10 protein-coding genes and 1 tRNA gene are annotated in these 13,474 nt (G+C 70.9%); 8 read left to right on the top strand and 3 right to left on the bottom strand.

Annotated elements, in window-relative coordinates; translation table 11 throughout:
- The first annotated feature begins 147 nt into the window (after nt 1–147).
- Both CXQ92_RS13630 and CXQ92_RS13625 read left to right on the top strand, forming a co-directional pair.
- The gene (locus CXQ92_RS13630) at nt 148–1,536 is read left to right on the top strand and encodes a glycine--tRNA ligase (RefSeq protein WP_104168321.1); all 1,389 of its coding nucleotides are present in this window, start codon (nt 148–150) and stop codon (nt 1,534–1,536) included.
- Nucleotides 1,536–2,447, top strand: coding sequence for a GNAT family N-acetyltransferase (locus CXQ92_RS13625; protein ID WP_104168320.1), 912 nt, complete (start codon nt 1,536–1,538; stop codon nt 2,445–2,447). The genes CXQ92_RS13630 and CXQ92_RS13625 overlap by 1 nt, the downstream gene beginning before the upstream one ends.
- Nucleotides 2,448–2,460: 13 nt before the next feature.
- Here the strand turns inward: CXQ92_RS13625 and CXQ92_RS13620 are convergent, their stop codons facing one another.
- A complete protein-coding gene (locus CXQ92_RS13620; protein WP_104168319.1) occupies nt 2,461–3,276 on the bottom strand; it encodes a 1-acyl-sn-glycerol-3-phosphate acyltransferase in 816 nt (271 codons plus the stop codon).
- 107 nt (nt 3,277–3,383) lie between these two features.
- Nucleotides 3,384–4,118: an alpha/beta hydrolase gene (locus CXQ92_RS13615; protein ID WP_258069946.1), complete on the bottom strand. Its 735-nt coding sequence runs from the start codon at nt 4,116–4,118 to the stop codon at nt 3,384–3,386.
- 119 nt (nt 4,119–4,237) lie between these two features.
- Here CXQ92_RS13615 and CXQ92_RS13610 point away from each other — a divergent pair, with 119 nt between their 5' ends.
- The 6 genes from CXQ92_RS13610 to CXQ92_RS13585 all read left to right on the top strand — a co-directional run bounded on the left by CXQ92_RS13610 (nt 4,238) and on the right by CXQ92_RS13585 (nt 12,136).
- The gene (locus tag CXQ92_RS13610; protein ID WP_104168317.1) at nt 4,238–5,617 is read left to right on the top strand and encodes a YibE/F family protein; all 1,380 of its coding nucleotides are present in this window, start codon (nt 4,238–4,240) and stop codon (nt 5,615–5,617) included.
- 206 nt (nt 5,618–5,823) lie between these two features.
- The gene (gene dusB, locus CXQ92_RS13605) at nt 5,824–6,975 is read left to right on the top strand and encodes a tRNA dihydrouridine synthase DusB (RefSeq protein WP_104168793.1); all 1,152 of its coding nucleotides are present in this window, start codon (nt 5,824–5,826) and stop codon (nt 6,973–6,975) included.
- A gap of 70 nt (nt 6,976–7,045) precedes the next feature.
- Entirely contained in the window at nt 7,046–8,329 is a 1,284-nt protein-coding gene (locus CXQ92_RS13600; RefSeq protein ID WP_104168316.1) for a deoxyguanosinetriphosphate triphosphohydrolase, read from the top strand.
- A gap of 84 nt (nt 8,330–8,413) precedes the next feature.
- Nucleotides 8,414–10,378 carry a DNA primase gene (gene dnaG, locus CXQ92_RS13595; RefSeq protein ID WP_104168315.1) on the top strand — a complete coding sequence of 655 codons (1,965 nt, stop codon included), beginning with the start codon at nt 8,414–8,416 and terminating at the stop codon, nt 10,376–10,378.
- A gap of 54 nt (nt 10,379–10,432) precedes the next feature.
- Nucleotides 10,433–10,505 (top strand) — tRNA-Asn (locus CXQ92_RS13590).
- A gap of 113 nt (nt 10,506–10,618) precedes the next feature.
- Nucleotides 10,619–12,136 carry an SDR family oxidoreductase gene (locus tag CXQ92_RS13585; protein ID WP_104168314.1) on the top strand — a complete coding sequence of 506 codons (1,518 nt, stop codon included), beginning with the start codon at nt 10,619–10,621 and terminating at the stop codon, nt 12,134–12,136.
- 32 nt (nt 12,137–12,168) lie between these two features.
- On the opposite strand, the gene CXQ92_RS13580 is transcribed toward CXQ92_RS13585, so the two are convergent.
- Entirely contained in the window at nt 12,169–13,398 is a 1,230-nt protein-coding gene (locus tag CXQ92_RS13580; RefSeq protein ID WP_258070006.1) for a multidrug effflux MFS transporter, read from the bottom strand.
- Nucleotides 13,399–13,474: the final 76 nt, after the last annotated feature.

The raw sequence follows: 13,474 nt of genomic DNA, 5'->3' as shown, positions 1-13,474 counted from the left end.
CGCCGCGGAGGACGGCCCCTGACGCGTGGGGCGGACCGGTAGGCTGGCGGGTAGCTTCCGTGCCCGTCGTCCGGGCCGGACGGCCCGATCCACGCGACCCCACCAGCGACCGCACCCAGCGGCCTGCCCAGAACTGGAGACATCACCATGGCAGCAGCCAAGTCAGCGCTCGACCCCATCATCTCGCTCGCCAAGCGGCGGGGCTTCGTGTTCCAGTCGGGGGAGATCTACGGCGGTTCACGGTCTGCGTGGGATTACGGGCCCCTCGGCGCCGAGTTCAAGGAGAACATCAAGCGGCAGTGGTGGCAGACGATGGTGCGCGGCCGCGAGGACGTCGTCGGACTCGACTCCGCCGTCATCCTTCCCCGCCAGGTCTGGGAGGCCTCCGGGCACGTCGAGGTCTTCAGCGATCCGCTGGTCGAGTGCCTCTCCTGCCACAAGCGGTACCGGGCCGACCACCTCGAGGAGGAGTACGAGGAGAAGAAGGGTCGCGCCCCGGAGAACGGGCTGCAGGACGTCACGTGCGCCAACTGCGGCACCAGGGGCCAGTGGACCGAACCGCAGGAGTTCTCCGGACTCCTGAAGACGTTCCTCGGCCCCGTCGCCTCCGAGGAGGGCATGCACTACCTCCGCCCGGAGACCGCGCAGGGCATCTTCGTGAACTTCAACAACGTGCTCACCACGGCGCGCAAGAAGCCGCCGTTCGGCATCGGGCAGATCGGCAAGAGCTTCCGGAACGAGATCACGCCGGGCAACTTCATCTTCCGGACGCGGGAGTTCGAGCAGATGGAAATGGAGTTCTTCGTGGAGCCGGGCACCGACGAGGAGTGGCACCGGTACTGGATCGACCAGCGGTTCTCCTGGTACACGGACCTCGGCATCGCCCCGGACAACCTGCGCCTCTTCGAGCACCCGCTGGAGAAGCTGAGCCACTACTCCAAGGGCACCACGGACATCGAGTACCGTTTCGGGTTCGCCGGCTCCGAGTGGGGCGAGCTCGAGGGCATCGCGAACCGCACCGACTTCGACCTGTCCACGCACTCCAGGCACTCGGGCACCGATCTCGGCTATTTCAACCAGGCCACCAACGAGCGCTACACGCCGTACGTGATCGAGCCGGCCGCCGGCCTGACCCGCTCCTTCATGGCGTTCCTCGTGGACTCGTACACCGAGGACGAGGCCCCCAACGCGAAGGGCGGCGTGGACAAGCGCACCGTACTGAAGCTGGATCCGCGCCTCGCCCCGGTGAAGGCCGCCGTCCTGCCGCTCAGCCGCAACGAGGACCTCTCCCCGAAGGCCAAGGACCTCGCGGCCCAGCTGCGGAAGTCCTGGAACATCGAGTTCGACGACGCCGGCGCCATCGGCCGCCGCTACCGCCGGCAGGACGAGATCGGCACGCCGTTCTGCATCACGGTGGACTTCGAGACCCTCGAGGACCAGGCCGTGACCATCCGCGAGCGCGACAGCATGACGCAGGAGCGCGTGTCCCTCGACAAGGTGCAGGGCTACCTCGCCGAGCGCCTGGTCGGAGCCTGATGGCCCTGGACTACCGTGCCTGGCAGGACGGGGACGATCTCGAGCTCCTCCAGCTCTGGGGAGGCCCCGAGTCGGCGGCCGCCGAGCAGTTCCGCGGCTCCTTCCGCCCGCCGTCGGACACCCCCTGGAACCGCTGTATCACGGCGGTCGACCAGGGCGTCCCCGTGGCGGCGGGCTGCGTGTACGGGGCGGCGCTCCACCCGGACCGGCTCTGGTGCTACATCGAGGTCGCCGAGGACCACCGGCGGGCCGGCGTCGGCTCGACGCTCCTCACCATGCTCCAGCACGAGGCCGCGGCGTCGCCGTCGGGGGTCACGGTCCTGCGGTCGAAGGTGTCGCCCGGGACCACCGGCGCTGCGTTCGCCGAGGCCACGGGCTTCGGGACCCTGCAGCGTTCGCGGCTCGTCGTCGTCGCGCCCGGGGCCCTCGCGGCGCCGGCCTTCGACGACGCGGCCGGGCCGCAGCTGGAGGAGGCGGCCACCGGGTCCGTGGAGCTGACGCGGGCCGTGGCGGCCTTCTACGAGTCCGTCCACGCCTGGGACCGGGCGGACATCAGCCTGGGCCGGGCCCAGCAGCTGTTCCTCGGGGACGCCAGCGGGGCCGGGGGAGCGATCGTGCTGCGGGACCGGCCGAAGGCCGACGGCGGGGCCATCGCGGCGTTCGCGGTCAGCTATACGCAGGCGCGGACCGACGACCCGGCGGACGTGCTGCTCGGCTACGACACGACGCTGCCCGAGCAGGAGCAGCAGGCCGCGGTCGCCACCCTGATCGCGATGCTCGTGCACCAGTACCCCATCCAGCTGGAGGTCGACGACGCCATGGAGGCGCTGGTCGCCGTCGTCGATCCCCTGCTGGCCACGGGTGCGGCACGCCTGGCGGGACCGGAGACACTGGTCGTCGCGACGGGCTGACGCTCACCCGTGCTCAGCCGCGGTCGTGCCGGCCGGCCTTCTGGTCCGCGAGGTCCGCGGCTTCCCGCTCGGTCACGGTCATGGCCCCGCCGCCGAGGTGCGCGGGCATCCACCATGCGCCGGGCTCCGGGGCTACCGGGAAGTCGGCGATGCACGTCTCGATGCCGTCCTGGAGTTCCTGGCGGAGCTTCTCCGTCTCCTCGGCGACGTCGAGTCCCGGGGCGTGGTGGATGGCGGGGCTGATGTGGACGCGGACGGGGGACTTCCAGGCGCGCCGGACGGAGAAGCCGTGGCCGCGGGTCAGCAGCCGGTGGGACCCCCAGACGGAGACGGGGATCACGGGGACGCCGGCCTCGGCGGCGAGCCGCACCGCGCCGGTCTTGAGCGCGCGCACCGTGTAGCTGCGGGACACCCCGGCTTCGGGGAGGATCGCCACGTACTCGCCAGCCCGCAGCTTCGCGAGGGCGTCGTCGTATGCCGCCGCACCCGCCTTCCGGTCCGTGATGACGTGGCCGAGGCCGACGACGAACGGGCTGACGAACCAGTGCTCCGCCGCGCGCTTGGAGATCATGTAGCGCGCCTGGATGCGGGCGTGGTTCCACAGGACGAGTTCCGCGAAGGCGAAGTCCAGGTAGCCGAAGTGCGTGATGGCGACGACGGCGCCGTGCCCGGGCACGGCCCGGCGCGAGCGCCCGTTCAGGGGGTCCGACGCGGGCAGGTTCTGCGTCCCGGTGACCGTGACCGGCAGGCGCAGCGCCGCGAACGCGGTCTTGCCCGCGTAGACGACGAACCGGTACATGCGGTCGCTCTGCCGCGGCTTCCATCCCATGCTCAGATCCCTCTTCCTGCCCTCGGCGGTCGCGGGACGAACCCGCTGGTGCTCTCTCTGTACTCTTTGTACCCCGGACGGGGGGACCTGCGCTGCACGGCCGGGGCTCACGCGGCGATGTCGAGCGGATCCGCGGCGCTGAAGAGCGGAGCGGAGCGCGCGAGGACGCGGCGGTCGATCACCGCACCGGTGTCCTCGGCGAAGCGGCCCAGCAGGAACGACGTGCTCATGCCGTGCCAGACCGGCACCGTGCGGAACATGAAATGGCCGGCGCCGAGCATCCGCACGTAGCGCACGTCCGCCGCCACCGGCTGGGCCCGGCGGGCGAAGGCGAGCGACGCCGTCGGGCTCGTCCACCGGTCGGTGTCCCCGTGCATGATCAGGAGGCTGCGCCCGCGGACCGGTTCGACGGGGCTCGAGGGCGCCAGCCACGGGGCGAGGGCCGCGACGGCGCGGACCTGCGGGTGGCCCGCAACGGAGAGCGCCGTCAACCCGCCCATGGAATGGCCGAGGAGGTAGACCGGTACGTCGGGATGCTCCGCAGTGATCCGTCCCAAAGCCCAGCGCGCGTCCCGGAGGGCCGACCGGTCCTCCCCGTTCCACCCGCGGACCCGGTTGCGGAGCGTCCAGACCGCGAGCCCCTCCCCGCCGCCGGCGGCTGCCAGGCGCGCGGCGAAGGGGCGCATCCGGAGAGGGCTGAGGTGCGTGGGCTGCACGGCGTCATAGCTGTCCGCCCGGCCGCCGTGCAGCACGAGCGCCACGCCGCGCACCGGCGACGACGCACCGCGGATCGAGAGCACCGGATCCCTGTCCCGTGCGGGAGGTGATGCCTTCGCTGCCACGCACCACCTCTCTCCGCCCCGGACGGGGCTGCCGCTGCCCGGCGGGCTCCCTGCGTAGAATCGCAGACGGTGCCCGGCGCACCTGCCACCGCACCATCAAACCAGCCCGACCACCGAGGATGCCCGTGGGCCACAGCCACCAGCACACCAGGGGGAGTTCGGAGCCGTCCGCCCCCGCGACTGCCGCGCGACGCCGGGCGAACCTCCTGCTCTCGGCCGTCCTCGTGCCCCTGGGCGTGGTCACCCTCATCGCCATGGTGCTCCTGTGGCCGGGCGGGGACCGCAGCTCGCTCGCCGTCGCCAGTCCGTACGCGACGGCGGAGGGCGTCAGCTTCGACCGCGGGACGGTCCGCGAGGTGGGGGAGGGCGACTGCCCGTCCTCCCGGGCCACGGTCGACGCCGGCGGAACGGCGCTCACCTGCACCATCGCCTACACGCAGCCGGCGCTCGGGGGCGGCCTCATCCCCGTCGAGGTGACGCCCGAGCTCGCGAAGACCGACGCCGTCGAGCCGGGCGACGAGATCCGCTACCTCGACCTGGCGTCCGTGATGCAGGACGGGGCGGCGCCCTACGTATTCGTCGACTTCGTCCGCTCCGTCCCGATCGTCGCGCTCGCCGTCCTGTACGCCGTCGTCGTCATCGCGGTGGCCCGCTGGCGGGGCCTGCGGGCCATGATCGGCCTCGTCGGCGCCCTCGTGGTCCTGGCGCAGTTCATCCTGCCCGGCCTCGTCGAGGGCGCGCCGCCCCTGCTGCTGGGACTCGTCGGCTCGATCGTGATCATGTACGGCGTCCTCTACTTCGCGCACGGCTTCTCCGCGCGCACCTCGACGGCGCTGCTCGGGACGGTCTTCGGGCTCGGCATCACGGCGGTGCTCGCGGCCTGGGCCACCGACGCCGCGCACCTGACCGGCGTGGGCGACGAGAACGCGTACACGCTCGTGAACGCCTCGGACGAGCTGTCGATCTCCTCGATCATCCTGTGCGGCCTGATCATCTCCGGCCTCGGTGTCCTCAACGACGTGACGATCACGCAGTCCTCGGCGGTGTGGGAACTGTACGAGCTCGCCCCGAACACCTCCGGGCGCCGGCTCTTCGGGTCCGCCATGAGGATCGGCCGCGACCACATCGCCTCCACCGTCTACACCATCGCCTTCGCGTACGCCGGGGCGGCGCTGCCCGTGCTGATCCTCGTCTCCCTCTACGACCGCACCCTCATCGACACCCTCACGAGCGGCGAACTGGCCGAGGAGGTGGTGCGGACCCTGGTGGGCTCCATCGGCCTCGTCCTGGCCATCCCGCTCACCACGCTCATCGCGGTGCTGGTGGTGAAGGCGGTGGGTCCGAGGACCACGCGCGGCAGGCACGACGACGGCGACCCCGGCGAGGGTGCGACACCGGCGGTCCTCGCCGCCGAGGGCGCGGGAACCCTCGCCCCGGGGGAACGGCTCGTGGCGCTCGGCGAACGCCCTGCCCGGAGCGTCCCGGAGCCGGGCGCATGACGAACGCGTGGCGCAGGGCGGGCAAGGCGGCACGGGCGGCCAGGGCGGACAGCGCGGACCGAGGGCGTGCGGCGGGCGACGACGCCGGATTTGCGGGTGCTTGCGACAATGGAGGGGTGACAGCAGTATCGACCCTCCCCGTCCCTTCCGGCGATCCCGGCTACGGCGACCCCGCGGATGCCCTTCCCGACGCACCCGACGGCGCGCTGAAGCTCGATCTGCCGCCGCTCACCCTCGGCCCCATCACCGTGGACACGCCGGTGATCCTCGCCCCCATGGCCGGCATCACCAACAAGGCGTTCCGCAGGCTCTGCCGCGAGTACGGCGGCGGCCTGTACGTGTCCGAGATGGTCACCTCCCGAGCGCTCGTCGAGCGCAGTCCGGAATCGATGCGGATCATCTCGCACGACGACGACGAGGCGGTCCGTTCGGTCCAGCTCTACGGCGTCGATCCGAAGACCGTCGGCGCCGCCGTCCGCCTCCTCGTCGAGGAGGACCGCGCGGACCACATCGACCTGAACTTCGGCTGTCCCGTCCCGAAGGTCACCCGCAAGGGCGGCGGCGCCGCCCTGCCGTGGAAGCTCGACCTCTTCACGGGGATCGTGCAGACCGCCGTGCGCGAGGCGTCGAAGGGGAACGTCCCACTGACCATCAAGATGCGCAAGGGCATCGACGAGGACCACCTCACCTTCCGCGAGGCCGGCAGGATCGCGCGCGACAGCGGGGTCGCCGCCGTCGCCCTCCACGGCCGCACCGCGGCGCAGTTCTACTCGGGACAGGCCGACTGGAACGCCATCGCGGAGCTGCGGGAGGCCCTGCCGGACATCCCTGTGCTCGGCAACGGCGACATCTGGAGCGCGGAGGACGCCGTCCGGATGGTGCGGCAGACCGGCGTCGACGGCGTGGTCATCGGGCGCGGCTGCCAGGGGCGGCCGTGGCTCTTCGGGGACCTGGTGAACGCCTTCGAGGGCAGCTCGTCCCGGCACCGTCCCGGCCTCGGGCAGGTCGCGGACACCGTGTACCGGCACGCGGAGCTGCTCGTGGAGACCTTCGGCAGCGAGATGATGGGGCTGCGCGACATCCGCAAGCACATGGCCTGGTACTTCAAGGGCTACGTCGTCGGCGGGGAGCTGCGCGCCAAGCTGGCCACCGTGCCCACCCTCGAGGTGCTGCGCGGGCTCCTGGACGAACTCGACAAGGACTCGCCGTACCCCGGGCAGGACGCCGAGGGACCCCGGGGCCGCGCGGGCTCGCCCAAGAGGACCGCGCTGCCCGAGCACTGGCTCGACGGCCGCGTCCTCAATGCGGCGCAGCAGGCGGACATCGCCGCTGCCGAGGTGGACGTATCCGGCGGATGACGCCCTCCCCGCAGTCCACAAGGATGCGGACCGGCACACCGTCCCGCCCCCGTTGCGCTAGAAAGGCATCATGAGTTTCCGCGATCCGTCCGTCCCCCCCGGCTACAGTGCCGCGGACACCGAGCGGTGGGTGGAGGAACCGCCCAAGAGTTCGCACCGGACCGACTTCGAACGCGACCGCGCGCGGGTGCTGCACTCCTCCGCGCTGCGCCGCCTCGGCGCGAAGACGCAGGTCGTCGCACCCGACACCGACGACTTCGTGCGCACGCGCCTCACCCACTCCCTGGAGGTGGCCCAGGTGGGCCGCGAACTGGGCAGGACCCTCGGCTGCGATCCGGACATCGTGGACACCGCGTGCCTGGCCCACGACCTCGGGCACCCGCCCTTCGGGCACAACGGCGAATCGGCGCTCAACGACCTCGCCCACGGCATCGGAGGGTTCGAGGGCAACGCCCAGACCCTGCGGCTCCTCACCCGGCTGGAGCCGAAGGTCCTCGCTCCGGGCGGCGGTCCCGCGGGGCTGAACCTCACGCGGGCCAGCCTCGACGCCGCCTGCAAGTACCCGTGGACGGCGGCCGCGGCGCCCGTCATCAGCGGTCAGCGGACCACGAAGTTCGGCGCGTACGACGACGACCTCCCGGTCTTCGCGTGGCTGCGAGACGGCGCCCCGGAGGGCCGCTCGTGCCTCGAGGCGCAGGTGATGGACCTCGCGGACGACATCTCCTACTCCGTGCACGACGTCGAGGACGCGATCGTCGCGGGGCACCTGCAGCTCCGGTGGATGGACAGCGCCGACGCCCGCGCCCGCGTGGTCGGCTACACGCAGCAGTGGTACCTGCCGGGCAGCGACCCGGCGGCCGTCGACGCCGCCCTCTCCCGGCTCGAGAGGACACCGGTCTGGGTGCGCGAGGCGGACGGCACGCGACGGTCGATGGCGGCCCTCAAGAACATGACGAGCCAGCTGATCGGCCGGTTCTGCCTGAGCGCCATGCAGTCCACGCGGTCCATCTACGGCCCCGATCCGCTGACACGCTACAACGCGGAGATGGTGGTCCCGGAGGAGACGGTCATGGAGATCGCCGTCATGAAGGGCCTGGCCACCACCTACGTGATGACCACCGACCACCGCCAGCCCCTCTACGAGCGCCAGCGGGAGATCCTGGGGTCCCTCGTGGCGCAGATCCACGCCGACGGGGACCGGCACCTCGAACCGATGTTCGCCGCGGACTGGCGGGAGGCGGAGGACGACGACGCCCGCCTGCGCGTGGTCGTCGACCAGGTCGCCTCGCTCACCGACGTGTCCGCCCTCGGACTCCATGAACGCATCGTAGGGCCGGTCCCGGCCCTCTGGTAGGCCTGCGCGCTCGCCTGCCCGCTCCCGCCCCCATCGGCCCGGAGGGCGGTCGGAGTGTCGGCGGGGCGGGCCTAAACTGGGGACATGGCCGGACTCATCAAACGCGAAGACATCGATGAGGTACGCCAGCGCACGGACATCAAGGAGGTCGTCGAGGCCTACGTCACCCTGAAGTCCGCGGGCATCGGCTCGTGGAAGGGCCTGTGTCCGTTCCACGACGAGCGGTCTCCGTCCTTCCACGTGCGGCCGCAGATGGGCTCCTACCACTGCTTCGGCTGCGGCGAGGGCGGGGACGTCATCAGCTTCGTGCAGAAGCTGGACCACACCTCCTTCAGCGAGACCGTCGAGAAGCTCGCCGCGCGCATCGGCTTCGAGCTGCACTACGAGGACGGCGGCACCGGGCCGCGCCGCGAGGACGTCGGCCGGCGGCAGCGGCTCCTGGACGCGCACAAGATCGCCGCGGAGTTCTTCCGCGACCAGCTCCTCACCCCCGGCGCCGGCACCGCCCGCCAGTTCCTGCAGGACCGCGGCTTCGACCGCGAGGCGGCCGCGCACTTCGGCGTCGGCTACGCACCCCAGGGCTGGGACGGCCTGCTCACCCACCTCACGGGGCGTGGCTTCACGCTCGACGAGCTGAAGCTCACCGGGATGTTCAGCGCCTCCTCGAGCAACGCCGGGCGCTTCTACGACAGGTTCCGCGGGCGCCTGATCTGGCCCATCCGGGACATCACCGGGGACACCGTGGGCTTCGGTGCGCGCAAGCTGTTCGAGGACGACCAGGGTCCCAAGTACCTCAACACCCCGGAGACCTCGCTCTACAAGAAGTCCCAGGTGCTGTACGGCATCGACCTCGCCAAGCGGGAGATCGCGAAGAACCGGCAGCTCGTCGTCGTCGAGGGGTACACGGATGTCATGGCCTGCCACCTCGCGGGCGTGGGCACCGCCGTCGCCACGTGCGGCACGGCGTTCGGCACGGACCACATCAAGATCGCCCGCCGGCTCCTGTCCGATGACGGCACCGGAGGCGAGGTGATCTTCACGTTCGACGGTGACGCCGCGGGCCAGAAGGCCGCGCTCCGCGCGTTCGAGGAGGACCAGAGGTTCACCTCCCAGACCTATGTCGCCGTCGAGGCCTCCGGCGCGGACCCGTGCGAGCTGCGCCAGAGACGGGGCGACGACGCCGTACGGGAACTCATCGCCGACCGCCGTCCGCTGTTCGAGTTCGCCATCAAGGCCTCGTTCGGCAACTTCGACCTCTCCTCCGGTGAGGGGCAGGTCAAGGCGCTGCGCCATGCGGCGCCGATCGTCGCGCAGATCCGCGACGTGTCGCTGCGGTCCACCTACACGCGGGAGCTCTCCCGCTGGCTCGGGATGCAGTACGTGGGGGAGGACCAGGTGGCGCGGGCGGTGTCCGCGGCCGCGCGCCGGGAGAACTCGCCGTCGGCCGGCGGTCGTCAGCAGGGCCAGCAGGGCCGGCAGGCGCACCAGGGAAGTCAGGGGAGCCAGGGGAGCCAGGCCCAGCCGGGGACCGCGGCGTCGGACAGCACCGGGGCGGCGCACTCGGAGGAGCCGTTCTTCGAGCGGCCGGACCCCCGGGACCCGATCGCCCGCATGGAGCGGGAAGCCCTCGAGGTGGTCCTGCAGCAGCCCACGCTCCTCACGGCGCCCCAGTGGGAGAGCTTCTCGACGATGCACTTCACCGTCCCGGTGTACGAGGCCCTCCACAACGCCGTCCTCGCGGCTGGTGCGGCGGGCACCGAGCTGTCGCGGTGGGTGGAATCGGTGCGCGACGGCGTGCCGGACGTCCTGCGTCCCCTGGTGAGCGAACTGGCGGTCCGTCCGCTGCCGGCCAAGGACGCCGACGCGATGGTGAGCTACTGCCGGGACATCCTGAACCGGCTCACCGAACTGCGGATCACGCAGCAGAAGGCGGAGAAGCTCGGGCAGCTCCAGCGCATGGATCCCGCGACCGATCCGGCACTCTACAACCAGCTGCAGAGGGACCTGATGGAGCTCGAGATGCAGCGGCGGCAGCTGCGCCAGGAGTGACCCCGGGCCGATTTCACTTCACTGCCCGGGGTATGTAAAGTAGAGACCGCGCTTTCCTCCGTAGCTCAATTGGCAGAGCATTCGACTGTTAATCGAAGGGTTACTGGTTCAAGTCCAGTCGGAGGAGCAACAAAGGGTCGGCGACCAGGGGGTACCCAGGTCGCCGGCCCTTCTCCTTTCCCCTGGGTGAGGGAGGACAGGCTCCAGGGAGCTGTCAGAGGGCGGGCGTAGGCTTCGGCCATGAACACTGAAGGCAGTGACGGCAAGCTCATCCTCGTTACCGGGGCCACGGGGTACATCGGGGGTCGGCTCGTGACGAAGCTCGTCGCCGAGGGCCGCCGGGTCCGCGTCATCGTGCGGTCTCCGCAGAAGCTCAAGGACGTCCCCTGGGCCGGGTCCGTCGAGATCGTGGAGGGTGACCTGCAGGACCGGGAGGCCATGCGCACGGTCACCCGGGGCGTCGATACGCTCTACTACCTCGTCCACTCCATGGGCTCCGGACGGGACTTCGACAGGCGCGAGGCGGACATCGCGACCATCGTCTCCGAGGCCGCCGGCGACGCCGGAGTGCGCCGCATGGTCTACCTGGGTGGACTCCACCCCGAAGGCGTCGAGCTGTCCACCCATATGCGGTCACGTACCCAGGTGGGCACCATCCTCCTCGGGTCCGGCACGCCGACCATCGCCTTCCAGGCCGGAGTGGTCATCGGGTCGGGGTCGGCATCGTTCGAGATGATCCGGCACCTGTCGGACGTCCTTCCCGTCATGCCCGCGCCCAAGTGGGTCCTGAACCACATCGAGCCGATCGCGGTCCGCGACGTCATCCACTACCTCCTCGGAGCGCTGGACCTCCCCGAGGGCCTGAACCGGACGTTCGACCTCGGGTCCCGCGAAGTGCTGACCTACGCCGAGATGATGAACCAGTATGCCGAGGCCGCCGGGCTGCCGCGCCGCAGGATCCTGGCACTGCCGGTCCTGACGCCGCGCCTGGCCGGGCACTGGGTCAACCTCGTCACTCCCATCCCGCGGGCGATGGCCATGCCGCTCATCGAATCCCTGCAGCACGACGCCGTCACCGCCGAACACGATATCGACCAGTACATCGCGGCGCCCGAGGGCGGGCTCACGGGCTACCGCCGTGCGGTGGACCTGGCGCTCGGCAAGATGCGCGGGGGAGAGGTGGAGACGAGCTGGGCCGGGGCGACACAGGTGGACTCCGAAGCCGATCCGCTGCCGTCGGACCCGCAGTGGGCCGGCCACACGGTCTTCACCGACGTCCAGACCTACAGCTCGAGCGCCTCTCCGGACAGGCTGTGGAGCGTCGTCGAGGGGATCGGCGGCGAGAACGGCTGGTACTCCTGGCCCGTGGGCTGGGCGGCCCGCGGCTGGATGGACAAGATCGCCGGGGGCGTGGGCCTCCGGCGCGGACGGCGGGACGCCAAGGAACTGCTCACGGGCGAGGCCCTGGACTTCTGGCGGGTCGAGGAGATCGTGCGCGGCGAGCGTCTGCGGCTCCGTGCGGAGATGAAGGTACCCGGCCGGGCGTGGCTCGAGTTCAGGGTCGAACCGGACGGCTCCGGCAGTTCCTTCTACCAGCGGGCGGTGTTCTTCCCGCAGGGGCTCTCCGGGCGCCTGTACTGGCTGGCGGTGCTGCCCTTCCACGGCTTCATCTTCAAGTCCATGGCCCGCAACATCGCCACGACGGCGGAGGCCCTCCCCTCGGACACCGGGCCGGGGTCGAAGAGCGCAGCGGCCTGAGGCCGGATGCCCTGCGGTGGCGCGACCCGCCGCTACTGCAGGGCGGGGACGGTCCTGGGCCGGACGACCGTCCAGAGGAAGACCACGCCCAGGGCGATGCACGCAGCCATGACGAGCGCCATGGGGGTGGCCGATTCGATGCCTTCGCCCAGCAGACCGACGAGCGGCGAGATCAGGCCCGCCGTCCCGAAGGTCACCGCGCCCAGGAGGGACGCCGCCGTGCCGGCCTGCGCCCCGTTGTTGATGAGCGCCAGCACCTGCACGCACGGGAAGACGAAGCCCGTTGCCATGATGTAGAACCACAGCGGGACGGCCGTCCCCCAGAAGCCGAGACCCAGCTGGTCGAAGGCGATGATGAGCATCGCCATGGTGAGCTGGACGATCGTCGCCGCCGCGATGACCCACTGCGGACCCACGCGCCGGAGCACCCGCGCACTGATCTGCACGCCCGCGACGATGCCGAGCGAGTTGACGGCGAACAGCAGCCCGTACTGCTGCTCGTTCAGGCCGTACGGTCCCTGGAACAGGAAGGGCGACGCCGAGAGGTAGGAGAAGAGCCCGGAGAAGTTCATGCCGCCGACCAGCAGGATGCCGATGAAGATGCGGTCGCTGAGGACCGTGCGGTACCGCTGGGCGACGGTGAGACCGGACTGGCGGCGGTTCTCCCGGGGGAGGGTCTCGACGATGAACAGCGAGACCGCGGTGATCACCAGCACGCCGTAGCCGGCGAGGAACCAGAAGATGCCCGGCCAGGGGAAGAGGAGCAGCAGCTGGGACCCGATCACCGGGGCGAAGATGGGTGCCATCCCGTTGACGAGCGCCATGTAGGACAGCATGCGCACGAGGGTGTAGCCGCCGAAGAGGTCGCGCACCATGGCCATCGCGACCACGCCGCCGCCCGCGGCGCCGATGCCCTGGAGCACGCGGAACAGCATGAGCATGTTGATGTCCTCGGAGGACGCTGCGCCGATGGAGGCCCCGACGTGCAGCGTGGTCGCGAAGATGAGGGGCAGGCGCCGCCCGATCTTGTCGCTGAGCGGCCCCACGAGGAGCTGTCCGCCGGCGAACCCGATGATCGTTCCCGTCAGCGTCAGCTGGATGGCCGCTTCGGAGACACCCAGGTCCGACCGCAGGGCCGGGAAGGCGGGCAGGTACAGGTCGATCGTGAACGGTCCGAGGGCGGTCAGGGTGCCGAGGATGAAGACGTAGATGATCTTCTCGCGGCGGGAGAGGGCGTCGCCGGGATGGGTGATGGTGCTCACGGTGGTGCTCAAGATGCTGCCTAACGGGAACGGTGGTGCGGCCAGGGTGCGGATCGGGTGGAGCAGGGGATGCATC

Source organism: Arthrobacter sp. SX1312 (genome assembly GCF_002929295.1).
GTDB lineage: Bacteria > Actinomycetota > Actinomycetes > Actinomycetales > Micrococcaceae > Arthrobacter_D.
The sequence above is the reverse complement of the archived record's forward strand: the minus strand, read 5'-3'. Positions and strand labels throughout refer to the sequence as shown.

Excerpts from the sequence above, each read along its gene's own strand:
- CXQ92_RS13630 (WP_104168321.1), top strand. The coding sequence starts at position 148 with ATGGCAGCAGCCAAGTCAGCGCTCGACCCCATCATCTCGCTCGCCAAG.
- CXQ92_RS13625 (WP_104168320.1), top strand. The coding sequence starts at position 1,536 with ATGGCCCTGGACTACCGTGCCTGGCAGGACGGGGACGATCTCGAGCTC.
- CXQ92_RS13620 (WP_104168319.1), bottom strand. The coding sequence starts at position 3,276 with ATGGGATGGAAGCCGCGGCAGAGCGACCGCATGTACCGGTTCGTCGTC.
- CXQ92_RS13610 (WP_104168317.1), top strand. The coding sequence starts at position 4,238 with ATGCCCGTGGGCCACAGCCACCAGCACACCAGGGGGAGTTCGGAGCCG.
- CXQ92_RS13600 (WP_104168316.1), top strand. The coding sequence starts at position 7,046 with ATGAGTTTCCGCGATCCGTCCGTCCCCCCCGGCTACAGTGCCGCGGAC.
- dnaG (WP_104168315.1), top strand. The coding sequence starts at position 8,414 with ATGGCCGGACTCATCAAACGCGAAGACATCGATGAGGTACGCCAGCGC.
- CXQ92_RS13585 (WP_104168314.1), top strand. The coding sequence starts at position 10,619 with ATGAACACTGAAGGCAGTGACGGCAAGCTCATCCTCGTTACCGGGGCC.